This window comes from Robertmurraya sp. DFI.2.37, from assembly GCF_029211245.1.
Lineage (GTDB): Bacteria > Bacillota > Bacilli > Bacillales > Cytobacillaceae > Robertmurraya > Robertmurraya methanolica_A.
Genome location: NZ_JARGEJ010000049.1, coordinates 1 through 24,013, shown reverse-complemented (window position 1 = coordinate 24,013; position 24,013 = coordinate 1). Strand labels below are relative to the sequence as shown.

General features: G+C 36.5%; 27 protein-coding genes. 24 read left to right on the top strand and 3 right to left on the bottom strand.

From position 1 onward, the window contains the following. Positions 1-4 precede the first annotated feature (4 nt). Positions 5-832 (bottom strand): polysaccharide deacetylase family protein, encoded by an 828-nt coding sequence (locus PZE06_RS19860; protein ID WP_275792025.1) that lies wholly within the window; start codon positions 830-832, stop codon positions 5-7. A gap of 197 nt (positions 833-1,029) precedes the next feature. Here PZE06_RS19860 and PZE06_RS19855 point away from each other — a divergent pair, with 197 nt between their 5' ends. The 10 genes from PZE06_RS19855 (at position 1,030) to PZE06_RS19810 (ending at position 10,814) form a co-directional block, all read left to right on the top strand. Then, complete coding sequence (locus PZE06_RS19855; RefSeq protein ID WP_275792024.1) at positions 1,030-1,467, top strand: BrxA/BrxB family bacilliredoxin; 438 nt, start codon at positions 1,030-1,032, stop codon at positions 1,465-1,467. A 205-nt stretch (positions 1,468-1,672) separates the two neighbouring features. Continuing rightward, complete coding sequence (locus PZE06_RS19850; RefSeq protein WP_275792023.1) at positions 1,673-2,449, top strand: class I SAM-dependent methyltransferase; 777 nt, start codon at positions 1,673-1,675, stop codon at positions 2,447-2,449. 367 nt (positions 2,450-2,816) lie between these two features. Then, positions 2,817-3,998, top strand: a complete 1,182-nt coding sequence (locus tag PZE06_RS19845; RefSeq protein WP_275792022.1) for an LL-diaminopimelate aminotransferase — start codon at positions 2,817-2,819, stop codon at positions 3,996-3,998. A 4-nt stretch (positions 3,999-4,002) separates the two neighbouring features. Further along, positions 4,003-4,593 carry a YpjP family protein gene (locus tag PZE06_RS19840; protein ID WP_275792021.1) on the top strand — a complete coding sequence of 197 codons (591 nt, stop codon included), beginning with the start codon at positions 4,003-4,005 and terminating at the stop codon, positions 4,591-4,593. 256 nt (positions 4,594-4,849) lie between these two features. Next, the gene (locus PZE06_RS19835) at positions 4,850-5,431 is read left to right on the top strand and encodes a TerD family protein (RefSeq protein WP_275792020.1); all 582 of its coding nucleotides are present in this window, start codon (positions 4,850-4,852) and stop codon (positions 5,429-5,431) included. An 88-nt stretch (positions 5,432-5,519) separates the two neighbouring features. Continuing rightward, positions 5,520-6,293: a TerC family protein gene (locus tag PZE06_RS19830; RefSeq protein WP_275792019.1), complete on the top strand. Its 774-nt coding sequence runs from the start codon at positions 5,520-5,522 to the stop codon at positions 6,291-6,293. A 118-nt stretch (positions 6,294-6,411) separates the two neighbouring features. After that, complete coding sequence (locus PZE06_RS19825; RefSeq protein ID WP_275792018.1) at positions 6,412-7,599, top strand: HpcH/HpaI aldolase/citrate lyase family protein; 1,188 nt, start codon at positions 6,412-6,414, stop codon at positions 7,597-7,599. Continuing rightward, positions 7,553-8,917, top strand: a complete 1,365-nt coding sequence (locus tag PZE06_RS19820; RefSeq protein ID WP_275792017.1) for a phosphoribosyltransferase family protein — start codon at positions 7,553-7,555, stop codon at positions 8,915-8,917. Before PZE06_RS19825 ends, PZE06_RS19820 begins: the two co-directional genes overlap by 47 nt. Then, positions 8,902-10,008 (top strand): cysteine protease StiP family protein, encoded by a 1,107-nt coding sequence (locus tag PZE06_RS19815; protein ID WP_275792016.1) that lies wholly within the window; start codon positions 8,902-8,904, stop codon positions 10,006-10,008. The genes PZE06_RS19820 and PZE06_RS19815 overlap by 16 nt, the downstream gene beginning before the upstream one ends. A gap of 8 nt (positions 10,009-10,016) precedes the next feature. Beyond that, positions 10,017-10,814, top strand: coding sequence for an HAD family hydrolase (locus PZE06_RS19810; protein ID WP_275792015.1), 798 nt, complete (start codon positions 10,017-10,019; stop codon positions 10,812-10,814). 1 nt (position 10,815) lies between these two features. Here the strand turns inward: PZE06_RS19810 and PZE06_RS19805 are convergent, their stop codons facing one another. Continuing rightward, a complete protein-coding gene (locus PZE06_RS19805; RefSeq protein WP_275792014.1) occupies positions 10,816-11,070 on the bottom strand; it encodes a hypothetical protein in 255 nt (84 codons plus the stop codon). Positions 11,071-11,314: 244 nt separating this feature from the next. On the opposite strand from PZE06_RS19805, the gene PZE06_RS19800 reads away from it, so the two are divergent. Genes PZE06_RS19800 through PZE06_RS19785 form a run of 4 tightly spaced genes read left to right on the top strand, consistent with a single transcriptional unit; the run spans position 11,315 to position 15,387 of the window. After that, positions 11,315-12,946, top strand: coding sequence for a YceG family protein (locus tag PZE06_RS19800; protein WP_275792013.1), 1,632 nt, complete (start codon positions 11,315-11,317; stop codon positions 12,944-12,946). Between the two features lie 40 nt (positions 12,947-12,986). Then, entirely contained in the window at positions 12,987-14,099 is a 1,113-nt protein-coding gene (locus PZE06_RS19795; RefSeq protein WP_137743134.1) for a toxic anion resistance protein, read from the top strand. Between the two features lie 42 nt (positions 14,100-14,141). Then, positions 14,142-14,750, top strand: a complete 609-nt coding sequence (locus PZE06_RS19790; RefSeq protein WP_275792012.1) for a TerD family protein — start codon at positions 14,142-14,144, stop codon at positions 14,748-14,750. A 55-nt stretch (positions 14,751-14,805) separates the two neighbouring features. Next, complete coding sequence (locus PZE06_RS19785) at positions 14,806-15,387, top strand: TerD family protein (protein WP_275792011.1); 582 nt, start codon at positions 14,806-14,808, stop codon at positions 15,385-15,387. A 662-nt stretch (positions 15,388-16,049) separates the two neighbouring features. Here PZE06_RS19785 and PZE06_RS19780 read toward each other — a convergent pair. Beyond that, positions 16,050-16,424, bottom strand: coding sequence for a GIY-YIG nuclease family protein (locus PZE06_RS19780; RefSeq protein ID WP_275792010.1), 375 nt, complete (start codon positions 16,422-16,424; stop codon positions 16,050-16,052). A 36-nt stretch (positions 16,425-16,460) separates the two neighbouring features. On the opposite strand from PZE06_RS19780, the gene PZE06_RS19775 reads away from it, so the two are divergent. The 10 genes from PZE06_RS19775 to PZE06_RS19735 all read left to right on the top strand — a co-directional run bounded on the left by PZE06_RS19775 (position 16,461) and on the right by PZE06_RS19735 (position 23,945). Continuing rightward, complete coding sequence (locus PZE06_RS19775; protein ID WP_275792009.1) at positions 16,461-17,162, top strand: anthrax toxin lethal factor-related metalloendopeptidase; 702 nt, start codon at positions 16,461-16,463, stop codon at positions 17,160-17,162. A 110-nt stretch (positions 17,163-17,272) separates the two neighbouring features. Next, positions 17,273-18,067, top strand: coding sequence for a thymidylate synthase (locus tag PZE06_RS19770; RefSeq protein ID WP_275792008.1), 795 nt, complete (start codon positions 17,273-17,275; stop codon positions 18,065-18,067). After that, complete coding sequence (locus PZE06_RS19765; RefSeq protein WP_275792007.1) at positions 18,064-18,552, top strand: dihydrofolate reductase; 489 nt, start codon at positions 18,064-18,066, stop codon at positions 18,550-18,552. The genes PZE06_RS19770 and PZE06_RS19765 overlap by 4 nt, the downstream gene beginning before the upstream one ends. A gap of 231 nt (positions 18,553-18,783) precedes the next feature. Beyond that, positions 18,784-20,052, top strand: a complete 1,269-nt coding sequence (gene ilvA / locus PZE06_RS19760) for a threonine ammonia-lyase IlvA (protein ID WP_275792006.1) — start codon at positions 18,784-18,786, stop codon at positions 20,050-20,052. A 195-nt stretch (positions 20,053-20,247) separates the two neighbouring features. After that, complete coding sequence (gene tatA, locus PZE06_RS19755; RefSeq protein WP_275792005.1) at positions 20,248-20,460, top strand: twin-arginine translocase TatA/TatE family subunit; 213 nt, start codon at positions 20,248-20,250, stop codon at positions 20,458-20,460. Between the two features lie 141 nt (positions 20,461-20,601). Further along, positions 20,602-21,342, top strand: coding sequence for a twin-arginine translocase subunit TatC (gene tatC / locus PZE06_RS19750; protein ID WP_275792004.1), 741 nt, complete (start codon positions 20,602-20,604; stop codon positions 21,340-21,342). A gap of 221 nt (positions 21,343-21,563) precedes the next feature. Next, a complete protein-coding gene (locus PZE06_RS19745; protein WP_275792003.1) occupies positions 21,564-21,899 on the top strand; it encodes a helix-turn-helix domain-containing protein in 336 nt (111 codons plus the stop codon). Next, the gene (locus PZE06_RS30150) at positions 21,866-22,204 is read left to right on the top strand and encodes a DUF5658 family protein (RefSeq protein WP_369011858.1); all 339 of its coding nucleotides are present in this window, start codon (positions 21,866-21,868) and stop codon (positions 22,202-22,204) included. Before PZE06_RS19745 ends, PZE06_RS30150 begins: the two co-directional genes overlap by 34 nt. A 102-nt stretch (positions 22,205-22,306) precedes the next feature. Further along, positions 22,307-23,149 carry a DegV family protein gene (locus PZE06_RS19740; RefSeq protein WP_275792002.1) on the top strand — a complete coding sequence of 281 codons (843 nt, stop codon included), beginning with the start codon at positions 22,307-22,309 and terminating at the stop codon, positions 23,147-23,149. Between the two features lie 145 nt (positions 23,150-23,294). Next, positions 23,295-23,945, top strand: a complete 651-nt coding sequence (locus tag PZE06_RS19735; protein WP_275792001.1) for a hypothetical protein — start codon at positions 23,295-23,297, stop codon at positions 23,943-23,945. Positions 23,946-24,013: the final 68 nt, after the last annotated feature.

The window sequence follows — 24,013 nt, the reverse complement described above, 5'->3', positions numbered from 1 at the left end:
TATATTATGAATGAATTTGAAATTGTACGGGGATATCATTTTCGTCAATTGGTAAAAATTCATAACCTAAATCTTTAAGCTCCGTAATAATTTGTGGTAATACCTTAGCTGTAATCGCTTTATCATGAAAGAGGATGACAGGGACTTTGTCTTTTTTTAATAATTTATGCACTTGAGTTAGTACAGATTGTGTAATCTTCTTCGGGTTATCGATTTTCCAATCGTTGCTATCTACATTCCAATCCCACATTACGTATTCTGCTTTGTCAAGTTCTATTTTTTGGGCAGATGTTAAATTAGGAAAGCTTCCAAATGGCACTCTCACAATTTTGCTCGATTTTCCAGAAATGGTCTCTAATGTTTTAGCGCAAGCATCCATTTCTTCTCGAGGCGATGTCATGGTTTTATAGAAGTTAGAAACTCGGTGAGTCACACCATGGCAGCCAATTGCATGTCCATCTGCAACAACATTTTCTACAATTTCAGGCCTTTTTATCATATTTCCATTGAGCATAAAAAAGGTTGATTTAACTTGATGAGTATGAAGAATTTTTAAAATTTCTTCTGTGTATTCAGTTGGTCCATCATCAAAGGTTAAATAAATCACGCGAGCAGCACTTTTAGTTTGAAAAAAAGTGTTTAATGAATTTCCTTTTGCTTCGATATTCATTAATTTTGTTTTGTGAGTGCGATAGGTGCTTTTATTAATTGTAGTGGCTTGCACTTTTGCTTCAAGAGAAAGATGTTTTCCTAAAATCATAGATGAAGAGAAAATAATAATTGTTATGCAAAATAAAGTGGTAAATATAATTAGCCTTTTTCTAGGTGTCATGTTTAGGACTTCCTCTCCTACAATATATCTATCTTTAATAATAGGACAATAGTTGACAAATTTATAGGGGAATTCGACAAATTTTGTAAGTTTTAAAATTCTGAATATTCAATCGTTTCAAGGAGCTAACAAATTGCTTCCACATCCAAAAATATAGTATGCTGTTATTGGAATTTATTTAAGGAGGGATATTCATTATGTCGATGGCATATGAAGAATATATGAAGCAAATGGTGCGACCGATGCGTGAAGAACTTGTTCAAGCAGGGTTTCAGGAGCTTCTAACACCAGGTGAAGTAGAGGACTTTATGGAAAATGCCGAAGGTACAACTTTAGTAGTGGTTAATTCGGTATGTGGCTGTGCTGCAGGGCTTGCGCGTCCAGCGGTAACTCAAGCAGTGCTTAGAGCAGAGAAAAAGCCAGATCAGCTTGTTACTGTATTTGCTGGCCAAGAAAAAGAGGCGACTGCAAAGATGCGTGAATACTTTGTAGGCTTTGAACCTTCTTCTCCATCCATGGCGATTTTAAAGGGTAAAGAAGTTGTTCATTTTATTCCAAGACACGAGATTGAAGATCACTCAATGGAAGTGATTATGGAAAACTTATTAGTTGCTTTTGAAAATCATTGTAAATAAGTCAATTAAAAGGATGTCAAGGACGTCCTTTTGCTTTTTTATATAAAGCTTTGTTAAACAATAAAGTTTGTTTTAGTTCATTTCGTGTGAAGCCTTGGTTTCACACGTCTTTTTAGTTATATTGAAAGTCAGAGAGAAAATAAGCGAAATATTAACATCAACCGATATATAACAAAATCTATATAAAGAAAATTCAGGTGAGGATATGTTTGTAACTACAGCTGGTCGTACAAATGAAAAAATGATCAAGGAAGCTCAGATAATTGCCGCAGATTTAACAATTGATTATGCACCGAGATTAAAGCGCTCAGTTCGAGCTCTGCAGGAAATTTACGCAGATGATTGCCTTGTTGTAGGGAAGGAAAGGTTAGAATTGTATCCGTTAGGGGAAGAACAACCATTCTTTTTTCATCCGAATTCTAGCATGTTTCGTATAAAGCGAATGCAGGCAGGAGAAACGGATCCTTTCATCGAGGCATGTCAGCTCAAAAAAGGTTCAAAACTGTTAGATTGTACGCTTGGTCTTGCTTCTGATAGTATTGTAGCAAGTTTTGCCGTGGGTGAGGAAGGAAATGTAGTAGGAATAGAAGGTAATCTTTTTATCGCTTATATTGTGGAAAAAGGCCTCCAGTCATGGGAGGCAGTAGATCCTGAAATCAATGCTGCTTTAAAGCGTATTTCGGTCGTGAATTGTTTATCACTTGAACATTTGAAAAAATTGGAAAGCTGCAGCTATGATTGTGTATATCTCGACCCGATGTTTGAAGAACAAATACTAGAGTCTAATGGTATTAAAGAATTAACAAAGTTTGCTTTATATGAGGACATAACTCAAGACTTGATATACCATGCAAAAAGGGTGGCAAAAGAGAGAGTGGTATTAAAGGATCATTATAAAAGCAAACGCTTTGCCCAATTTGGCTTTCAAGTAAATCGTCGCAAAACGGCTAAATTTCATTATGGAGTCCTACAGATACAGTGAAGTCTAAGTAACATTCACAGTATCTGTAAGAAAATCAATCAGCAATCGCTAAATACACAAAGTATGCAAGTAACAGCAGGCTGCTAATTACGATAAGAATTGTCCAATCCACCATAGTTCACTCCTTTCAAAAGCTTAGCTCGTATTCCTTTTTAGCATGTTTTTAAGTCGCAGATTGTGCTTTTGTTTAGTGAAAGAGATAGAAGAAGTTAGAATATAAAAAAATGAAACTTCTTTTCCCTTAAAGACGTAAAAAATGTATAATTTATTCTATAAAGTATAGCTATGTTTAACTTAGAATACGAGTAATAGAGTAATTTTATTCATAATAGAAATATTTAGTCGAAAGAAAGATGGGGAGAAGTTGATGCTGATACATAGTGCTCGTCGAATGAAGGCTTTCCAAGAGAATATTTTTACGGAGCTGGCAAATATCAAAAAAGCTAAAGTAGCTCAAGGAATTGAATTGATTGATTTGAGTATTGGAAGCCCCGATTTAGCACCACCTCCATCTGTTTTACAGACTTTGGCCCAGGAAGCTACCAACCCAAATAAGTATGGTTATGCTCTAAAAGGAACAGAGGATTTTCATCGAGCCATCACGAATTATTATATGAGAAATTATCAAGTTGATTTGGACAGCGATAATGAGGTTCTTACGTTGATGGGTTCTCAAGATGGCCTCGTTCACTTGCCGATGGCTCTCTGTGAGCCAGGAGATTATGTACTCGTACCGGATCCAGGCTATACTGCTTACGCGGCAGGAGTGTCTATGGCGGGTGCTACCATGTATCCAATGCCTTTAAAAAAGGAATCTGGATATTTACCGAGCTTAGAGGACATTCCGCTAGAAGTGTGTGAAAAAGCAAAGCTAATGATTTTAAATTATCCTGGTAATCCCATTCCGGTTGTCGCGTCTGCAGATTTTTTTAAAGCTGCGATCAGTTTTGCGAAAAGACATAATATTGTTATTTTACATGATTTTGCTTATTCGGAGCTTTATTATGATAGAAAACCAGTGAGTTTTCTATCAGTTGACGGTGCCAAAGATGTTGGGATTGAAATGAATTCATTATCTAAAAGCTTTAATATGGCTGGTTGTAGAATTGCATATGCTGCTGGAAATCATGAACTTCTGCAATTGTTAAAAATGTTAAAGTCGAACTTGGATTACGGAGTTTTTTTGCCAATCCAAGCTGCTGCAACTGTGGCTTTAGAACAACCTTCAGAATTTTTGGAGAAAAATCGCGCGATCTATCGCAAAAGAAGAGATACTTTAATCGGTGGTTTACGACAATTAGGCTGGAAGGTGATTTCTCCTGAGGCTTCCATGTTCATATGGGCAGAAATTCCACAAGGATTTACAGCAAAGGAATTTACTTTTTCATTGATAGAGAAAGCGAACGTCGTTGTTACCCCAGGAAATGCATTTGGAAAATGGGGCGAAGGTTATGTGAGAATAGCGCTTGTTCAGTCAGAAGAAATGTTAAAAAAAGGACTGAAACAAATAGAGAAAAGTGGATTATTTCACGCAGTAAGGGAGGGATAGAAACATGCCAAATTGGTTGCGTAAATCTTTTGTCGTATTGGTGACAGTCTTAACGTTTGGACTTGTTTCACCTTCACAAATATATGATCTTGTTGACAATAAACCGCCGAAACGTGATACGTTTCAATCGAAAGCGGAAGAGAATTCTCTTTCCCATGATGAAATCACGTTTATACAAACCCCGCTTGCCGAAAAAGATGTATTACATAAATTAATGAAAGATGCAGAGTCACAGTCATATATTAAATTTGGGGAGCGAATTAGACCGGTAATAGAGGATGAATTTAAAGAGGTTATTCTTCCAAATATTGAAGCGGCCATTCAATCCATTGCTTCGTTTTATGAGGAGGATGAACTAAAAAATCTTGTCATTTCGGAAGCACCAACCGGTGGAGATACGGAAAAAATCTTTCATATTGCGGACAAGGGAAAGAACCAAGAGCTAATCCGCTTTCATGTAAGAAAAGACCATCCTCCACAAGCAGGATATTGGTTTAATTTTCATTATCATACAGCGGTGGACAATTTTGAAGAACACCACGAATTAGGTTCCATTTATTGGGCCAAAAATACTCCCCCTAAATGGATGAGTTAACAGCTTATAGTTTAAGGTTTCCAGTTATAACCATGAATTTCAATTAGATTAATTAGTCAACTTAATTGAAATTCAAGTAAATTTATGAAAAAATATAAACACGTTTTGAAACTTTAATAGAAGATAAACGTATTAAGCTAAGAGGAAATGATAGAGGTTTAATGCAGAGTGAATAAAGCTAGCACAACGACGCTGGAAGTCGTCATCTTGTTCGTTTCCTTAATGAAATGAACTTATCAAATTTGGAGGTAATAAAATGGCGGTTAGTTTATCAAAAGGACAAAAGGTGGATTTAACAAAAACAAATCCGGGTCTCTCAAAGGTAATCGTTGGTTTAGGCTGGGATACGAATAAATATGATGGTGGTAATGATTTTGATTTAGACGCATCTATTTTTTTATTAGGTGAAAATGGCAAAGTTGCTTCAGAAAGTGATTTCGTTTTCTATAATAATACAACAGGAGGCAATGGTTCAGTCGTACATACGGGGGATAATAGAACTGGTGAAGGTGATGGCGATGACGAGCAAGTAAAAGTCTCTTTAAATGAAGTCCCAGCAAGCATTCTACGTATAACTTTTACGATCACCATACATTATGCTGAAGCAAGAAGCCAAAATTTTGGACAGGTTTCAAATGCGTATGTAAGAGTTTTGAATGGAGATACAAATGAAGAGTTAATTCGCTACGATCTTGGTGAAGATTTCTCAATTGAAACCGCACTTGTGGTGGGAGAATTATATCGACACAATGGAGAGTGGAAGTTCAGTGCAATTGGCAGTGGCTATCAAGGCGGTTTAGCTGCACTTGCAACAGATTTTGGTTTACAAGTTGGGTAAGTATATAAAAGTTTTATCAAAAGGCTCGGCTAATGCCGAGTCTTTCTAGAGAAATCATTTCATTTACAATTTGGGAGGAACATCTTGAATGTCAATATTACAAGGAATTTTAGACACATATGCCATGTTTTTCGATTGGGACATGTGGGTGGAGGCATTAAGTGACCCTGTATCTTGGGGATTAATTGGTACACTTATTATTATGGAAGGGTTGCTATCTGCTGATAACGCACTTGTTCTTGCGGTCATGGTAAAGCATTTGCCTGAGAAACAAAGGAAAAAAGCTTTGTTTTACGGCTTACTTGGCGCGTATATATTCCGTTTCCTTGCCATCGGTGTAGGAGTCTACCTCATTGAGTTTTGGTGGGTAAAAATACTAGGTGCAGGATATTTGGCATGGTTGGCAATCAAGTATTTTATGGATAAAAGAAAAGAAAGTGGAAGTGCTGAAGAAGAGCTTGAAGGCATCAATAAAAGTGGCTTACTAATTCGTTTGTTTGGAAATTTCTGGGGAACAGTTGCTGCGGTTGAATTAATGGATATCGCTTTCTCTATTGATAGTGTATTGGCTGCGTTTGGAATTAGCCAAGAGATTTGGGTTCTTTTACTTGGTGGTATGCTCGGAGTACTGATGATGCGTGGTGTAGCTGGTATCTTCTTGAAGTTGATTGATCGTGTGCCAGAGATTGAAACAACCGCATATGTACTTATTTTGATCATATCAGTAAAAATGTTATTAGGTGTAGTGGATATTCATATTGATCATATCTATTTCTTTATTATTTTACTCATTGCTTTTGCAGTAACTTTTGTTATTCATTTCCGAAACAAGAAAAAGCAATCCGAAGCTCAAAACTTATAAATGAAAACCTAACAATCAAGTATATACAGTTGTGAAAGGGAACAGACTTTGAGTCCGCTCCCTTTCTTTTTTAAAATTATATTAAAATCATCCGATCACAAAAGGGGGAGAAGGTTAAATGAGATTTTTTTCAAATCTTTATGATGATGATATAAAGCAATTTTTTTTCAAGCCTCCTACTTCATTTAGTAAATATTCTCCTCGTGAAATTCTTTCATATGGACTTGGTGGAACTTTGTATATGCCGGCAACGAAAAAGAATATCCATGAGGATGTTTTGACAAAGAAACATGCTGGTTTAACATCGCTTGTGATCTGTTTAGAGGATGCGATCGGAGATAATGAAGTGGAAAAGGCAGAAATGATGCTTTTGCATGAGCTCTCTCAGCTTTATGAAGGAATTGAAAAAGGCTATATCGACATTGAAGAACTACCATTAATTTTCATTCGCGTACGAAACAAAGAACAGTTAAGCCACATCATGGCTTTACTTGGCGAGCGAAGGGAAGTGATTACAGGCATTGTTATACCTAAATTTCGTCAAGAGAATGGTGAGGCAATGTTAGATGAGATTGCTCATTTAAGTAGTAGTCGTTCGCCTTTGTATGCTATGCCTATTCTGGAAACAAAGGAAATTATTTATAAAGAATCAAGGGAATATGAATTATTAAATATTAAAAAAATTCTTGATCAATATAAACACAATGTATTAAACATCCGAATTGGAGCGACTGATTTTTCAGGATTATTTGGAATCAGACGCCATTCAGATACGACTGTTTATGATATAGCTGTGATTCGTGATTGCATCGCGGATATTATTAATATGTTTGTACGTTTAGACAGCCCGTATGTTGTCTCAGGTCCGGTTTGGGAATACTTTTCTTCTCCAGAAAGGGTATTAAAGCCGCAAATAAGAGAAACTCCTTTTTTGGAGCGATATGGAAAAGAAGGATTAAAGCTTCGCAAGGAAATTATCGGCAGCCATATGGATGGCTTTATCAGGGAAATCTTAATGGATATTGCCAATGGAATTGTCGGCAAGACGATTATCCACCCAACACATATTCAAACTGTACAAGCCTTAAATGCGATCTCATACGAAGAATACACGGATGCTGCACATATTATTTCTGAAGGGAATGGAGAGATAGGAGTGTTAAAAAGTTCTTTTTCTAACAAAATGAATGAACTTAAGCCACATCTCTATTGGGCTCAAAAGATCATGCTTAAATCGGAAACTTATGGGGTGTTACAAAATGAGTACACATACGTCGACCTTCTTAAACAAAACAATTACGTATAATATTTTAGATGAGCTTACAGTTAAATTAACAATTCAAAACAACCCATACCAGCTTTCATTAGAAGATTTATTCGAAATGGCTGCAAGGGTTAATAAGAAACGTTCTTTTTTATTTGTTAGTAAAGTTCTTGGGAAGCATATTCCCATTTCTCCGCAAAAGGGCCTCCATGTAGGGACCCTGTTAGCAGCTAGGTATTTAGAAGTTGTAAAAGGGGTTACTCCTGAACTTCTACCGCTTTTAGTAAGTCAATTTAAAAAAGGTGAATTTCCACAAGAAATCCCTTCTTTTGTTGCTGGTAATATGAACCCGCTTATTATCGGCTTTGCTGAAACAGCGACTGCTTTAGGTCATGCTTTTTTTGATGCCTTTCAAAAGGCAAGGTATGTGCATACAACACGTGAGTTATTACATGATGTAGAACCTAGTATTACTTTTGAAGAAGAGCATTCACATGCAACCTCACATCGAGCGTATTTAAAATCGGAATGGTTAGAGGATCCTCATGAGATTATTTTAGTAGATGATGAAATGACAACAGGCAAGACAACGATCAATATTATCCGTTCGATTCATGAGAAGTTTCCAAGGAAATCGTATACGATCGTTTCAATTCTCGATTGGCGCTCTAAAGAACATGTCAAGCAGTTTCAGGCACTGGAGAGCGAGCTAGGTATTACCATTTACTCAGTTAGTTTAATAAAGGGAACTATCGAGGTAGAAGGGAGCGTTAAAGAGGAGGATTTACACGAAGAACTTATCAATGAAAGATTACAAGTGAATCAGCAAATTACATCTATTCCTGTCTTAATGCCATCCGCTATGTATATGAATGGCTCTGTAAATTCCCCATATACTCGTTATACGGGAAGATTTGGAATAACAGCAGATGAACAAAAAGAGGCACTACAATGGTTGAAAAATATAGGTCGTATGCTAAAGGAATATAGGAGCGGATCCAAAACTTTAGTGCTTGGTTCAGGTGAATTTATGTACATGCCAATGAGAATTGCTGCCAATATGGGTGCAAATGTATACTATCAATCTACGACGAGAAGTCCGATATACCCGGCCGATCGCTGTCATTATGCTGTTCGAAATCGTTTCTCCTTTTTAAATCCGGAGAACTCTTCAGTGCAGCATTATGCTTATAATATAATGGAGAATCAATATGATGACATGTTTCTGTTTTTCGAAAAGGAAATTCAATGGGAACATTTACAGCCAAAATTAGACCAATTGAAAAAAACAAATATTACAGATATAAAAGTCGTATATTTAAGTGAGAAAGAAGGTGTTCCGAAATGGATTCGCTATTAGCGCCGTATCATAAAATCGGCTCTTACTCTGAGAAAGATGTGAAATTCCTTCTGAAGGATCTTAGTGCCCTCGACTTAGAAGGAACGACCGAATCAAGGGAGAAAAGGATACAATCAGGGGAGCATTATAGTGAATCGCTTCCCGTTGAGTATCAGCCACCTCTGGAATATCTTAAACTTTTTCGGGCGACATTGGATGAATATAAAGAAATGGTCGCACTTCATGTTGGGGTGGTGGCGGAGCAAATAATCAATTTAAAAGGAAAAGATGCGGTTCTTGTATCTTTAGCAAGAGCTGGTACTCCAATTGGCATATTGATTAAAAGATATATAGAGTGGAAATATGCTCTCACTCTTCCTCACTATAGTGTTTCGATTATAAGAGGGCGTGGCCTTGATGTTAATGCGATTAAATATATACGCCACCACCATCCAAATGGAAACGTCCAATTTATCGATGGTTGGACAGGCAAAGGAGCCATTTCAATTGAATTGACGAGATCGTGCCAAGAACTGCAGCACAATGAAGGGATTGTACTTGATGATACATTAGCTGTGCTGGCGGATCCAGGACATTGCACTTCCCTATATGGGACGCGTAATGACTTTATCATTCCGAGCGCCTGTCTAAATTCAACTGTTTCCGGTCTCGTGAGCAGGACGGTTCTAAATAAAAAATATATAGGACCGAATGATTTTCATGGAGCAAAATATTATAAAGAGCTAGAAGCAGAGGATTTGTCAAATGACTATTTGCAAGAGATAACGGCACAGTTTCCGCTGGTCAAGGATGAGGTTTCTGCGCGATCGAAAGAGGAGAAGGTGCTGGAGAAAGCTAGCTTTTCTGGCTTGGAAACGGTTAAGCGAATGATGGAAGAGTTTGCAATAGAGGATATTAATTTCGTAAAACCAGGAGTGGGTGAAACGACGAGAGTCCTTTTAAGAAGGGTGCCGTGGAAAATACTTGTAAAGGATTTTAACAGTCCTTTCGTCAAGCACATTTTAATGCTGTGTGCAGAACGGAATGTACCGGTTGAAGAATATCCAAACATGGACTATACATGCTGTGGTTTAATAAAAAAAGTGAGGTAGCAATAAAAATGATGTTTGCATCTGATCTCGATAGGACGATTATATATTCACATCGCGCGATCGAAGAATACTCGAAACATGAAAAACTAGAGCTAATTGCAGTAGAGAAGAGAGAGAAAAAAGAAGTATCATTTATGTCTAAAATGGCTTTAGCATATCTTCGTCAATTATCATCAATGCTCCTGTTCGTTCCTGTCACAACAAGATCACTTTCCCAGTATCAAAGAGTTTTCTTTCAAAATATCGCTCATCAATACGCTGTGACAACAAATGGTGCTATTATTCTTTACAAAGGTGAAAAACTAGTAGAATGGGAAGAAAAAATCTCAAAAGAAATACGAAGCTCTTCTGTACCGATGCAAGAATTAAAGCAACTTCTTATCAATCATTTCATGATAGAGGGCGAGCTGAGATTGGTAGAAGAGCTTTTTATCTATTATTACTTAGAGAAAGGAATAGCACCTGAGCTTCTCTTGGAAGTGACGGATTTCGCCCGGACAAAAGGCTGGAGAGTTTCCCTACAAGGAAGAAAACTTTATTTTGTACCAAACCCTTTATCAAAAGGGAGTGCGATTAAGTTTATTCAAGAAAGAGAAGAAATTTCGATGTTAATTGGCGCGGGAGATTCATTGTTGGATGATGACTTTTTACAACTTTGTCAACATCCATTTGTTCTTAGCCATGGTGAACTTAATAACTATCCATTAAAGGAACATTATAACGTCATTGAACAAGCGGGTGTTAAGGGTGGAGAGGCATTGTTAAAATCAATACTATCAATTGCAAATAAAGAAAATAATGGATGAATTATTTTTGTTTTAATCTCTCTTCGCTCCATAGTCCTAATGAATAATAAAAACTGAAACATAGCAGGCCGAAGCCAATAAATGTCAGCAGTCCGTAAGCGATAGATTGGTGTAGTGGATAAAGCATATACGAAAAGATAAACGACAAAAGGATGAAGTCCATATAAACAAAAATTCGGGAAAACATAATATCTTCGATGGTGTTTAATTCCTTTTGAAGATCACCGGTTGCTCGCATTCGATAAAGTAAACGCATAAATCTCACCTTCCTAATAAAACCTTCTTCCTCTTGCTGTGTGACTTCTACAACATATGCACAGACAAGAAAAAAGGTGAAAAGGGAAGAGGAGTGAAAAAAATGAAACCTTTTTGAACATTTTCTCGTAATAGAAAATATAGCATTCTTAGAAAATCAATAATTAACTGTGATATGATGATAATATACAGATTTTCCATCATCAAAATTTGGATAAGAGCTTTGTTAAAAGGGAAGGGATTTCATGAATCCATCTTACAGTCATTTAGTTGCCCATATCTTGCCTTTATCGTTAGAAACATGGGCACCGATGGTTAATAAAACGATTATGGAACGTCCGCAATATCAAACTGATAAGGGGACTGTTCATATTGGGCAAGTGGTTGCCCGTTTTTTAGGAGTAGCTGTTGATGAAGATGAATACTATAACCAACTATTTGAGTATGTTCATGGAGAAGAGAAGATATTAACTCTTTTAAGTGAAGAGACTCTCGATAAAAAAATAGATAATCAGCATTTCCAAGCGATACAAAGAGTATTGAATATTAATCAAGAACAAAAACTGTCGATCAATCGCTTAGTGGCTTTTTTAGACGGTGAACAACTCCTTTTAAAAGCAAAGGAGCCTGCACTTCATCGTAAGCTACGCGAGGCAATGATTGATACGATGAAGTTATTTGTAAATAGGGAGTCAGAAGGATTACAACATCATGAGTTGCGCCGCGTATTAGTTGACTTAGTGAAATGGTCATTTAATCATCTTCAGCCAGAGCTTGAGGAAAGTAATCTGACCGAGCATTTGCCTAAGTTCCTCTGGTATGGAGACTTTAAGAAAAGTCATTTTTATTTTGTTTATTACTTAATGAAAATTGGCTGTGATCTAATTATCTTTAGTCCAAGTGGACGTGATATTTTAGCTGAAATTGATCCGAATGGGGAATTATCATTCGTTCATAAATATCCAGGTCAAAAGGAAACGGAAGCTTTCCCTACTGAAAGAAGAAATCGAAAAGCTACCGTTGCCTATAGAGCTTCTCGAGAAATTGAGACTATTTTAAATCATGAAGGCTCTGGGTTATATAAGCCTTGGCAGCTAAGGGAATATACTCCAAGTTCGATTACGTTAAAAACTACCTATGATGAGCTCTTTATTATTGCAAAGGAAATCGCGATGATCCGTCCTAGTTTTGAAGTAAGTAACGGAGTGGTGAACATCCCGAATGTATTTGCGAAGATCCAAGGGGTGAGTCGTAACCGTAAGGAGTATTGGGATCGTCTTCATGCACTCACTGAAAGTGAAGCGAGTTTATTGATTAAACAATTTCCGTTCTCAAGTTCGGTCAATAATGATTTTCGTTTTCACTACCGAGATGCTTTAGAACGGGATGGCTTATTAAGCACGGAAAAAATGATTCAAAGCAATTATTGGCGTTACAGTCATCTTCCTACAGGTTTACAGATGGGGATCGCAAATGCAATTCGAAACATTTGTGCTAAGCCAGCACTTAAACCTCTTAACAAAGAAACGTTGGATGATGTAAAGATCTACCTCTTTACTCAAGGTATGCAAATCCCGGCAAATGTTTTACAGCTTCTGCAGCAATTTGACTATTCTCAGACAGTACCGAAAATAATCCTCTTTAACAACGAGTTAAATGGAACGATGACTAGGACCGATGCTGCTTTATTATTGCTTCTGAATCAATTTGGCATCGACATCATTCTCTACAATCCTCCTGGTCATAATGATATTGAAAATTATGTTGAAGAACATCTCTATGATATACACTGGTTGGAAGATGTAGTTTTTAATCTTGATTATCGAGAGCCGTCAATTGTGAAACGCCTTTTCCGTCAAGGTTTTAGGAGAACTTAATAAATCTAATTAAATATAAATTACAAAGGTGGATGATAAAATGAATCAGATTCAAAATGCTCAGCTTGATCTTCTTGCGAAGGAACCTGAAGATAAATTATCAGAAACGAAGGTTTCTGAAATAAAGCTTGCTCTTCGAAACGAGCCTGAAGTCCAACAGCTTGCTCGTTCTATTGATGAGAAGGACCAAATTCAAGTATTGGAGTTTGGGAAGGAGCCTGCTGTTCAAATTTCAAGGTTTTCTGATCAAATTTTAAGCAATATGAGAGCGACAAAAATAGAAGATTCCGGTGAGCTATTAAAACAGCTTGGACGTATCATGGATAAATTTGATAAAAAGGATTTTGAACAAACTTCAGGCGGACTTTTCGGAAAATTATTTAAACGCGGCGAGAAATTGATTGAAAAACTATTTGGAAAGTATCAAACGATGGGTGGAGAAATTGATAAGATCTATGTGGAGATATCTAAATACCAAGGTGAAATGGTAGACTCTACTCAAATGCTTGACCAAATGTATGAAGAAAACTATCAATATTATCTTACATTAGAGAAATACGTGGTTGCTGGGGAAATGAAGGTTGAAGATTTAAAGAAGAACCAACTCCCGTTACTTGAGTCCAGAGCCCAATCTGGTGATCAAGTTGCAGCGATGCAACTTGATACATTAAGAAATGCCATTGAACTACTAGAGCAAAGAATTTATGATTTAGAAATGGCTAAGATGGTTGCTCTACAAACAGCTCCACAAATTCGATTGCTACAAAGAGGGAATACAAAACTAATAGGGAAAATTAATTCTGCTTTCGTCACAACCATTCCGATCTTTAAGAACGGACTCATTCAAGCTGTCGCTGCTAAACGTCAAAAGCTTGTAGCAGATTCGATGAGCGAGCTCGATCGGCGCACAAATGAAATGCTTCTACGCAACGCGCAAAATATTTCTCAACAAAGCGTTGATATCGCGAGACTTGCTGGTGGACCAAGTATTAAGATTGAAACAATCGAGGAATCCTGGAATGTTATTATGAAAGGAATGCAAGAAACTAAATCAATCGAAGAAGAAAATAAGCGTCTTAGAGAAGAGGGCACGAAAAGGCTTGAACAATTGCAGGATAACTTTAAAAAGATGAAACTTCAAGGCAATGTCTAAGCTGAAATTCTGATTTAAAAATACATACAGGGGTGTAATGAAATGGCGATTAATTTACAAAAAGGACAAAGAGTAGATTTAACGAAAGGAAATCCGGGCCTATCGAGAATATTAGTTGGGCTTGGTTGGGATCCAGTTGAGAACCGTGGTGGTGGTCTCTTAGGCTCACTATTTGGAGGCGGTGGTGGCTCAAACATCGATTGTGATGCCTCTGTGATTATGCTAGGGGATAATGATAGATTACGAAATAATAATGATGTGATCTACTTTGGAAACTTAAAAAGTAGCGATGGTAGTATTCAACATACCGGTGATAATTTAACAGGTCATGGCGATGGCGATGATGAACAAATTAATGTGGATTTAAGCAGAATTCCTACGCATGTCCAAAAGCTTGTGTTTGTAGTGAATATCTATGACTGTGTGAAAAGAAGGCAGCATTTTGGAATGATTCGTAATGCTTATATACGAATCGTTAATCCGATGAGTGGACAAGAATTAATTCACTACAATTTAAGTGAAGATTATAGTGGCAAAACAAGCTTAATTGTTGGAGAAATTTATCGTCATGGCTCCGATTGGAAATTTGCTGCGGTGGGAACAGGAACGACAGCGGCAAGCCTTGGAGAATTAGTGAGAACTTATTCCTAATCTATTATGATCTTCCAACTTAACTTTCAAATAAATCTATTACGGGGTGAGGATAATGAGCAGTATTAATTTATCAAAAGGACAACGAATCGATTTAACTAAAACGAATCCGGGCTTAACTAGAGTAATCGTGGGATTAGGCTGGGATACGAACCGCTATGATGGTGGTCAAGATTTTGATTTAGATGCCTCTGCCTTCTTAACGGATGAAAATGGAAGGGCAACACAAGATCTGGATTTTGTTTTTTATAACAATTTAGTCCATCCTTCTGGTTCTGTTGAGCATACTGGCGATAATCGTACAGGTGAAGGTGATGGGGATGATGAACAAATTAAAATTGATTTCAGTAAAGTCCCTGCCAATATTAATCGAATTGCCATTACGGTAACCATTCATGATGCGGAGCAAAGGAGCCAAAACTTTGGTCAGGTTTCAAACGCTTTTGTTCGCGTTGTTAATGCTGATACGAATCAAGAAGTTTTGCGCTATGATCTCGGCGAAGACTTTTCTGTGGAAACGGCTGTAGTGATTTGTGAGTTATATAAGCATAATGGTGATTGGAAATTCAATGCAGTAGGAAGTGGGTTTTCCGGGGGACTTGCAGCCCTCTGCCGTAACTTTGGTTTACAAGTGTAGCAGCTAAGAAAGTCACCAATATAAATAACGACTGAAGACAAAATTGAACTGCCCCTAAATTGTTAGATAGCAAATCTAACGATTTAGGGGTGTTTTTATAGTTAATTTTACAGACGAAGAGAAAATAATAACTGCCCGTTTTACCTTGAGAGAAAACAAAGTTATTTGGAACATCGAAATTTTTTAAAAGTTTCTTATCGAGGATGGGTTTCTTCAAGCGCTACAGTTGAACCTTCTACTAGCTTTCCCTTTTTTTTTTAGCGTTGCTTCTACTAAATGGTTAGCTGAACGTCTTTTCTTTTTACAGAACAAAGTCAATCCTTAGTAGGCTCTTGTTCATGAAAGAGACGCTTATTGTAATTTCAAGCGTGCGTTCTACATATTCTTGTTAAACTGATAGGCTACTAATCATGTAATCTTGTTTTTGAAATCATTGTCTCTAACTCCTTTTCAACTTAAACATAAACGCTAGGAGTAGCAAACCACCGTCTGAAGTGAAAGCTCATTTTTAAATAAACAGAATTGTTGTTACAATGATTTTTTGACTTATTTCGTGTGAAATCAAAGTTTCACACGTCTTTCAGTCTAACTGAAGGATAGAGAAAATGAGCCAAATATCGACTACGACTTATTACAAAGTCTTATTGAAATATAGGACGTTATCAATTTGCAACAAAAATCAAATGAGAAGGACATTTGCAATCAGTAGATCCAAACTTTTTAACAGGCCAACTACCGCTACTTTCCTTCCTTAATTTCTCAGCTAAGCGACACTCTCCGATACTAGTTTCATATGTTATAATTTTTGTAATCATACCGTGTGGCCGTAAATAGTCAAAATGCCATTTTTTCACCTTTTCCTTCTTTTTATGGCGGTTAATCCGAGCAACAATATTACGTTTGGCACTTCCTACGTAAATGTACTCTCCCTTTTTAAAGAGAATACTTCCTAGTTTTCCAACCTCTACCTTTACATCATTCGAGATGTGTAAGTGAATGGAGTAGAGAGTATGGGATGGATCGATCAATTCAACCATGACAAACCTCCTATTGTTAGAAAGGGGAGTAGAATAATGAAAAAACGAATCTCCGTAATAGGTATTTGGGTTCTCCTCATAGTTCTATTAGGGAATTCAACACAATCCCATGATGGGATTATTTTAAAATATTATCCTAGTAATTCGCTCTTAAAACAACTGCTCTATTTAGATGATAATGCCCCTATAAATGAAATTGTTATGTTACCAGAACAAAAATTCGATGAAGAGAAAGCCGCTGCTATAATTAAAAATGTTCAACAACTCCCGCCTTCTCTCTTAGCAAAAATACAGCAAAACGGGATATATTTAAAGTTATTTGTAGGAAAATTAACGGACAATCCTAGTGCTAAGCATTTAAAAGGGCTTATTCCAAGAGGGTATACGAGTCAGAAAAAATGGGACGAGGTACCTGGGATTGGTGGAGGAAGAGTCGTTCTCGTCAAAATTGGCCATAGCGAAAAAGGAATGGGCCATGGCTCAATTAATTTAGAATTGCATGAGCTAGCTCATTCCATTGATCGAATTGTTTATAATAAGCTTCGCTTTGACCCGGTTTTTCTTCATATATGGACAAATGAAAAACATGCCTTATTTCAAAACCAAGCGTATTTCATCACGTTACCTGAAGAGTATTTTGCTGAAGCATTTGCAATGTATTATGTAAATGAAGAAAATCGTACTATCTTAAAGAACAAAGCTCCTTTGACCCATGAATATATAAAAAACCTTAAGTAATATTTCTTAAGGACGAAATCGTTTAACATCAAATTGTGGTAAAATAAAAAACATATTTAATTTTGTTTGCTCTAGCAAGCGTTAGTAGAAAGATGTCAGGAGTGGAATTTATGAAACAGTATTTAGATTTGTGTAAGCATGTTCTCGAAAATGGCGTCCAAAAAGAAGATCGGACAGGAACAGGGACGATTAGTACATTTGGTTATCAAATGCGTTTTAATTTAGCAGATGGATTTCCGCTAGTAACGACGAAAAAACTGCACTTAAGATCAATTATTCATGAGCTTCTGTGGTTTCTAGCTGGGGATACGAATGTGAAATATCTTCAAGAAAATGGTGTGCGAATTTGGAATGAGTGGGCTGATTCTGAGGGGAATTTAGGTCCAGTTTATGGTCACCAGTGGAGATCTTGGACTGCAGCAGACGGGACGACGATCGACCAAATTAGCCAATTGATTGAACAAATAAAGACAAATCCAGATTCGCGGCGCTTAATTGTAAATGCATGGAATGTAGGAGATGTGGACAAGATGGCACTTCCTCCATGCCATTGTCTGTTTCAATTTCATGTTGCAGATGGAAAACTATCGTGTCAGTTGTATCAACGTTCTGCAGATATTTTCCTCGGCGTGCCTTTTAATATAGCATCCTATGCTTTATTAACGTTAATGGTAGCTCAAGTGTGCGATCTAGAGCCAGGAGAATTTATTCATACATTAGGAGATGCACATATTTATAATAATCATATCGAACAAGTGCAGTTGCAACTCACAAGAGAGCCGTATCCGCTACCTAAAATGAAAATTAATCCAGCTATAAAAGATATATTCCAATTCAAATTTGAAGATTTTGAATTGGTGGATTATATTGCTCATCCTCATATTAAAGGTGTGGTCAGTGTATGATCTCCTTTATTGTGGCAATGGATGATAACCGCGTAATTGGAAAAAATAATCAACTCCCGTGGCATTTACCAGAGGATTTGAAATTCTTTAAACGGACAACAATGGGGCATCCTATTATCATGGGTAGAAAGACCTTTATTTCAATTGGTCGCCCTTTACCTGGCAGAGAGAACATTATCCTCACAAGGAATGTAGATTTTCAATCTGAAGGTTGTACCATTTTTCACAATGTAGAAACCTTATTATCTTTTTGTCAACAAAAGCCTGAACAAGAATTTTTTGTCATTGGCGGTGCGGAGATTTTTAAGGAGCTATTACCTAAAGCTGATAGGCTGTATATTACAGAGATTCATGCAAGCTTTGAAGGGGATACCTATTTTCCGAAGATTGCAATGGATGAATGGCAGCTTAACGCAAAAGAAAAAGGCCAGAAAGACGAACAAAACCCATATGAGTATGATTTTGTGATTTATGACAGGAAATAAGGCAAGTCCCTCTTGATTTCAGGAGGGGCTTTCTTTTGTTGGCTTTATGGTATCGGATAGAAAATGAGCAAAGATCAATACTGTCATATAGCAAACCATTTGTTTTAAAAATGAGAATAATAATAATTTTATAATAACAGGCTTAACAATTAAGGTAGAACATGTTACAATGATCAAATTAAATTAAGGAAGTTTTTCAAAAATTTGTGATATCAGAGGTAGGGGAATGATATGGAACAGAATGTATTAAAAAGAAAATGGCTGCAAGTGGAAGATATTATTATTGCATACCAGCAGCTCAAGGATATCGTTGCCCATACACCGTTACAAAAAAACGAGCGGTTGTCGGAGAAATATTCTTGTAATGTGTACTTGAAGAGAGAAGATTTGCAGCATGTCCGCTCTTTTAAACTTAGAGGGGCATTTTACAAAGTGAAATCTTTAAGCGAGGAACAATTAAGAAACGGCGTTGTTTGCGCGAGTGCAGGAAATCATGCACAAGGAGTAGCATATGCTTGTCGTCAACTTGGCGTACATGGCAAAATATTTATGCCGACAACAACACCGAGGCAAAAGGTTAGTCAAGTGGAGTTATTTGGGAGAGAATATGTAGACATCGTCCTAACCGGTGATACATTTGATGATGCTTATCATGAGTCTGTAGCCTGTGGACACGAGGAAAATCGGGCGTTTATCCATCCATTTGATGACGAAATGGTTATTGCTGGCCAAGGGACTGTTGCAGTAGAAATCCTCAATGATTGTGAAGAATCGATCGATTTCATGTTTGGAAGTATCGGTGGAGGAGGGTTACTCTCCGGGTTGAGCACTTATGTGAAAAGTGTTTCTCCTAATACAAAAATGATTGGAGTGGAACCGTCAGGAGCACCTTCGATGAAGGCTGCTATGGATGCGAAGGAAGTGGTGTGTCTAGATAAAATCGATAAATTTGTAGATGGGGCAGCAGTGAAAAGTGTTGGCCATAAAACCTATGAGATTTGTCGAGAGCTTATTGACGATATTTTGCTTGTCCCTGAGGGGAAGGTGTGCACTAGTATATTAGAGCTATACAATGAACACGCAATTGTGGCAGAACCAGCAGGTGCAATGCCGATTGCAGCACTTGATTTGTATCGTGAAGAAATTAAAGGAAAAAATGTAGTCTGTGTCGTAAGTGGTGGAAATAATGATATTGGAAGAATGCAGGAAATTAAGGAGAAATCACTTTTATATGAAGGATTGTTATACTATTTTATCGTCAATTTTCCTCAGAGGGCAGGAGCACTCAGAGAATTTCTTGACGAAGTATTAGGCCCAACTGACGATATCACAAGATTTGAATACACGAAGAAAAATAACAAGGACAATGGACCAGCGTTGGTCGGAATCGAATTGCAAAGAAAGGAAAACTATTGCGACCTAATTGAACGAATGGATAAAAAGGGCTTCTCTTATAAAGAAGTGAATAAGGATCGCGATCTTTTCAATCTTCTTATTTAATAGGAGTGTTCCATCGATAAATGTGAATTTCTTATGAACAATTGTGAATAATGCTCCTAAAAAGATTAAAAAATACTATAATCATATTAGGAAGGGTTAATTGCTATATTGATTACCATCATTGCATTTCAAATAGTATAGTGGTATCGTTGAGTTACCAATTAACCGATTTATTAAAAAAGGGGTTGTTCTACCATGTTGTCAAACATCGGAGTTCCTGGTTTAATTTTAATATTAGTATTGGCATTAATCATTTTTGGACCGAAAAAACTACCTGAAATTGGGAGAGCGTTTGGACAAACATTACGTGAGTTTAAGAAATCAACAAAAGAATTAACGAGTGATGTTATGGATGAATTTGAAGATGAAAAAAAAGAAATTAAAGAGATGACTAAGTTGACAAAATAAGGTGTGAGATTCCTATCTTGCACTTTTTTTCTGAAATAATGTAGGATGCAAGGTTAAGCAAGCATTTTTAAATATGCTATACTATTCCTCTAACGGCCTTTCGTTTAGATATAAAAATTTTGCAGTTGGTAGGGGACATTAATGGAAGATAAAGAATTAAATTTAGTAGACCATTTAGATGAATTAAGAAAAAGATTGATTTTAACTGCATTTGCATTTCTTGTGTTTTTTATTGTCGGCTTTATTTATGTAAAAGATATATATGAATGGTTTGTTCGAGATCTCGACGTTAAACTTATCGTATTAGGCCCTGGTGATATTGTGTGGATTTATTTCACGATTGGGTCGATTATCGCCATTGCTGGTACAATTCCGGTCCTTGCTTTTCAAGCGTGGCTATTTGTAAAACCAGCATTAAAACCGGCAGAAAGAAAGGTATCCCTTTCCTATGTACCGGCATTATTCTTACTCTTCATTGTAGGATTATGCTTTGGATATTTCATTATTTTTCCAACGATTATGAATTTCTTAGTGGAACTCGGTGGGGATATGGTTGCAACCAATTTTACAGCGGATAAATACTTTCGTTTTATTATGAGTACGACGCTTCCGTTTGGTTTTTTATTTGAACTTCCGGTTGTAACGATGTTTTTAACATCATTGGGGATTATTAATCCTTATGTACTGCAAAAGGTAAGAAAATATGCATATTTCATCTTAGTTATTATTGCGGCATTTATCACGCCACCTGATTTTATTTCTAATATATTGGTGGCAATCCCATTGTTCCTTCTTTATGAAATAAGCATTAACTTATCAAAAGTCGTTTATAAACGTAAGCTGAAAAAAGAGCAAGAATGGGAAGCAGAGTTTTCGGAATAGAACGAACCGGGCGATTGCTCGGTTTTTTTACTTATTTGTTTCTGTAGAAAACAATATGAATTATTTTGAAAAAGTATAAATTTGCCGTTATTTTCATGAAATCTCCTGTTTTCTCTCGTTTTTGGCTATTTTCTCCTAAATTCTATCAATTATGTATTTTTTAAAGAACTTAATCGTTCTTTATAATGTACATAATAAGATTGAAAAAGGGGATATTGAAAATGGTAGGTGAGAGAATTAAGGAACTTAGAAAAAAGAAAGGCTATTCGATATCGGAGTTGGCTAAATATGCTGGTGTTTCAAAATCATATTTGAGTTATATTGAGAGAAATGTGCAAAAAAATCCGTCCTTGCAATTTTTAGCAAAATTGGCGAAGACATTGGATACAACGATTGAATATCTACTTGGGCAAGATTCGGAAGAATTAGACGAAGAATGGATTGATTTAATAAAAAAAGCAATTGACAACGGAGTTGACAAGGCGGAGTTTCAAAAATATTTAGAGTTTGTAAAGTTTAAAAGATGGGAAGAAAAACAGAGAAATCCGTTAGAATGATGAAAACAAGTTTATTATTGCTTTTTTTATCAATCCTGAATCTTTTTGATGGTTTAATGACGTTCTTCGGAATTCATTTTGATTTGATAAACGAATTAAACCCATTTATGAATTATATTATTCAAGTGGATCTTTTGTATTTTCTTTTTTTGAAAGCGATGTTGTCTATTTTTTTGTTCATTCTTGCTATGTTTTTTCGACATCGGCAGCCTTCAAGCTTAGTTAAGGGATTACTTATTATCTCTTTACTTTTATATTCAGGTGTAACGATTGTGCATGTATTATGGATGATTTTGCTCATATGATCGAAAGCGGATTAGAAGGATATTAGACACATGACTTTAATTCTATACGTATAAATGTGTATAATAAAGAGAAAAGCAACATGAAATGGAGGAAGTGATGGGTTGGGTAAAGTTAGAGTGGTTACAGATTCAACAGTAGATTTAGATGATGATGTATTGGAGAAATTTGAAATTGAAGTGGTTCCTTTGTCTTTACATATTGATGGACAAACCTATATAGATAGGGTAGATATTACAGCGAAAGAATTTATGCAAAAAATGAAAGAGGCAGAAGAATTACCGAAAAGTTCACAGCCGCCAGTTGGAGAGTTTTTGCAGGTATATGATCGGCTTCATGAGGAAGGTTATGATGTCCTTTCAATTCATATGACCGGTGGAATGAGCGGGACTGTCCAGTCTGCAGAATCAGCTGCTAGCATGGCAAAAGGAAATGTAAAAGTTGTTGATTCTCGTTACATTTCTAGAGCGCTGTCATTCCAAGTGATAGAAGCAGCAACAATGGCTAAAGCGGGAAAATCGATGGATGAAATTTTGGAAGCAGTTGCAAAAATTCGCGACAATACTAGATTATTTGTTTATGTCGATACGTTAGAAAATCTGATCAAAGGTGGCAGGATTGGGAAAGGGAAGGGAATTATCGGCTCCTTGCTAAATATAAAGCCCATCGCTTCTTTAGAGGGTGGAGTATATACTCCGGTTACGAAAGTAAGAAGTCATAGCAAGGCAGCGAAGTTTCTTGCGGAAGAATTTGCAAAGGATGTAAAAGGAAAAACAATTAAATGTGTAAGTATTGCACATGCAGAAGGTCTTGAACTTACGCAAAAAATAAAAAAGGCAATTTTTGAATTTACTGGTTATGAGCAAATAGACGTTGTTTTTACAACACCGGTCATTAGTACGCATACAGGGCCAGGTGCCATTGGTTTTATGTATTATTTCGAATGACCATGAAGTGACATCAAGATGCTGAAGAAAAAGTTGTGTAATCATAACTTTTTCTTCAGCTTTTTTGTGTGAATAGAAGGATTCTTTCCAATTATGTCGAAATGGAAGAACAAACAGACAAAGCTTGGGAATATGAGGGACTGATATGTGGAAATTATTCAGAAATGTTTCTTTGAATAGCAAGGTTATGGTTTTAACGCTTTGCATTACCTTTGTGGTGGTTCTTGCCACTGGAGGAATTGCTCTATCACTGCAAATGAAGGAAATGAAAGAACAACTAACAAAACAAGTGGTAGGATTTGCATCATTATGGAGTTCAACCATTGAAGGAGAAGAAGTTAAAAAAATCATACATGCAGGAAATATTTCTGATCCAAGTTATCAAAAGATTTATGAGCACTTAAATCTCATAAATGAAAAAAATTCTCCTTTATTTCATGGTTTCATATTAATGCCGGATGAAACAAATAAAAAATTGTATTCTGTTGTTTCATCGAAAAGCAGTGAAGAAGTAATAGGAATTGAGGCATTTCAGCCTTACGATGCTTCAGAGGAGTTTTCCAAGGCGCTGCAAAATACATTAGTAACGAAAGAGGTGACATCGAGCAGCCTCTACGATAAAAAAGACGGCAGCTGGATATCCGCAATTTCACCGATTGAAGATAGTGGAGGCAACATCATTGCTTTATTAGCCATTCATGCCGATGCCTCTAATATTGATCATTTTCAGAGTGAACTAATTTACTCAACTTTCGCAGACCAAATCAGGCAGGTAAGCCCTAATATAACCGGGTAAACCTGTAACCCATTGTGATAGTTGATTTTTAAGTAATTGCTGTGTTTGTTTATTCGTTTTCTTCAAGA

What these genes read in the sequence shown, in the direction of transcription:
- PZE06_RS19800 (WP_275792013.1), top strand. Translation starts at nt 11,315, where the DNA reads ATGAATCCATCTTACAGTCATTTAGTTGCCCATATCTTGCCTTTATCG.
- PZE06_RS19845 (WP_275792022.1), top strand. Translation starts at nt 2,817, where the DNA reads ATGCTGATACATAGTGCTCGTCGAATGAAGGCTTTCCAAGAGAATATT.
- PZE06_RS19850 (WP_275792023.1), top strand. Translation starts at nt 1,673, where the DNA reads ATGTTTGTAACTACAGCTGGTCGTACAAATGAAAAAATGATCAAGGAA.
- PZE06_RS19810 (WP_275792015.1), top strand. Translation starts at nt 10,017, where the DNA reads ATGATGTTTGCATCTGATCTCGATAGGACGATTATATATTCACATCGC.
- PZE06_RS19840 (WP_275792021.1), top strand. Translation starts at nt 4,003, where the DNA reads ATGCCAAATTGGTTGCGTAAATCTTTTGTCGTATTGGTGACAGTCTTA.
- PZE06_RS19820 (WP_275792017.1), top strand. Translation starts at nt 7,553, where the DNA reads ATGAGTACACATACGTCGACCTTCTTAAACAAAACAATTACGTATAAT.
- PZE06_RS19765 (WP_275792007.1), top strand. Translation starts at nt 18,064, where the DNA reads ATGATCTCCTTTATTGTGGCAATGGATGATAACCGCGTAATTGGAAAA.
- PZE06_RS19775 (WP_275792009.1), top strand. Translation starts at nt 16,461, where the DNA reads ATGAAAAAACGAATCTCCGTAATAGGTATTTGGGTTCTCCTCATAGTT.
- PZE06_RS19790 (WP_275792012.1), top strand. Translation starts at nt 14,142, where the DNA reads ATGGCGATTAATTTACAAAAAGGACAAAGAGTAGATTTAACGAAAGGA.
- PZE06_RS19770 (WP_275792008.1), top strand. Translation starts at nt 17,273, where the DNA reads ATGAAACAGTATTTAGATTTGTGTAAGCATGTTCTCGAAAATGGCGTC.
- PZE06_RS19745 (WP_275792003.1), top strand. Translation starts at nt 21,564, where the DNA reads ATGGTAGGTGAGAGAATTAAGGAACTTAGAAAAAAGAAAGGCTATTCG.
- PZE06_RS19815 (WP_275792016.1), top strand. Translation starts at nt 8,902, where the DNA reads ATGGATTCGCTATTAGCGCCGTATCATAAAATCGGCTCTTACTCTGAG.
- PZE06_RS19795 (WP_137743134.1), top strand. Translation starts at nt 12,987, where the DNA reads ATGAATCAGATTCAAAATGCTCAGCTTGATCTTCTTGCGAAGGAACCT.
- PZE06_RS19780 (WP_275792010.1), bottom strand. Translation starts at nt 16,424, where the DNA reads ATGGTTGAATTGATCGATCCATCCCATACTCTCTACTCCATTCACTTA.
- PZE06_RS19825 (WP_275792018.1), top strand. Translation starts at nt 6,412, where the DNA reads ATGAGATTTTTTTCAAATCTTTATGATGATGATATAAAGCAATTTTTT.
- PZE06_RS19805 (WP_275792014.1), bottom strand. Translation starts at nt 11,070, where the DNA reads ATGCGTTTACTTTATCGAATGCGAGCAACCGGTGATCTTCAAAAGGAA.
- PZE06_RS19735 (WP_275792001.1), top strand. Translation starts at nt 23,295, where the DNA reads ATGTGGAAATTATTCAGAAATGTTTCTTTGAATAGCAAGGTTATGGTT.
- PZE06_RS19830 (WP_275792019.1), top strand. Translation starts at nt 5,520, where the DNA reads ATGTCAATATTACAAGGAATTTTAGACACATATGCCATGTTTTTCGAT.
- PZE06_RS19785 (WP_275792011.1), top strand. Translation starts at nt 14,806, where the DNA reads ATGAGCAGTATTAATTTATCAAAAGGACAACGAATCGATTTAACTAAA.
- ilvA (WP_275792006.1), top strand. Translation starts at nt 18,784, where the DNA reads ATGGAACAGAATGTATTAAAAAGAAAATGGCTGCAAGTGGAAGATATT.
- PZE06_RS19835 (WP_275792020.1), top strand. Translation starts at nt 4,850, where the DNA reads ATGGCGGTTAGTTTATCAAAAGGACAAAAGGTGGATTTAACAAAAACA.
- PZE06_RS19860 (WP_275792025.1), bottom strand. Translation starts at nt 832, where the DNA reads ATGACACCTAGAAAAAGGCTAATTATATTTACCACTTTATTTTGCATA.
- tatA (WP_275792005.1), top strand. Translation starts at nt 20,248, where the DNA reads ATGTTGTCAAACATCGGAGTTCCTGGTTTAATTTTAATATTAGTATTG.
- PZE06_RS19855 (WP_275792024.1), top strand. Translation starts at nt 1,030, where the DNA reads ATGTCGATGGCATATGAAGAATATATGAAGCAAATGGTGCGACCGATG.
- tatC (WP_275792004.1), top strand. Translation starts at nt 20,602, where the DNA reads ATGGAAGATAAAGAATTAAATTTAGTAGACCATTTAGATGAATTAAGA.
- PZE06_RS30150 (WP_369011858.1), top strand. Translation starts at nt 21,866, where the DNA reads ATGGGAAGAAAAACAGAGAAATCCGTTAGAATGATGAAAACAAGTTTA.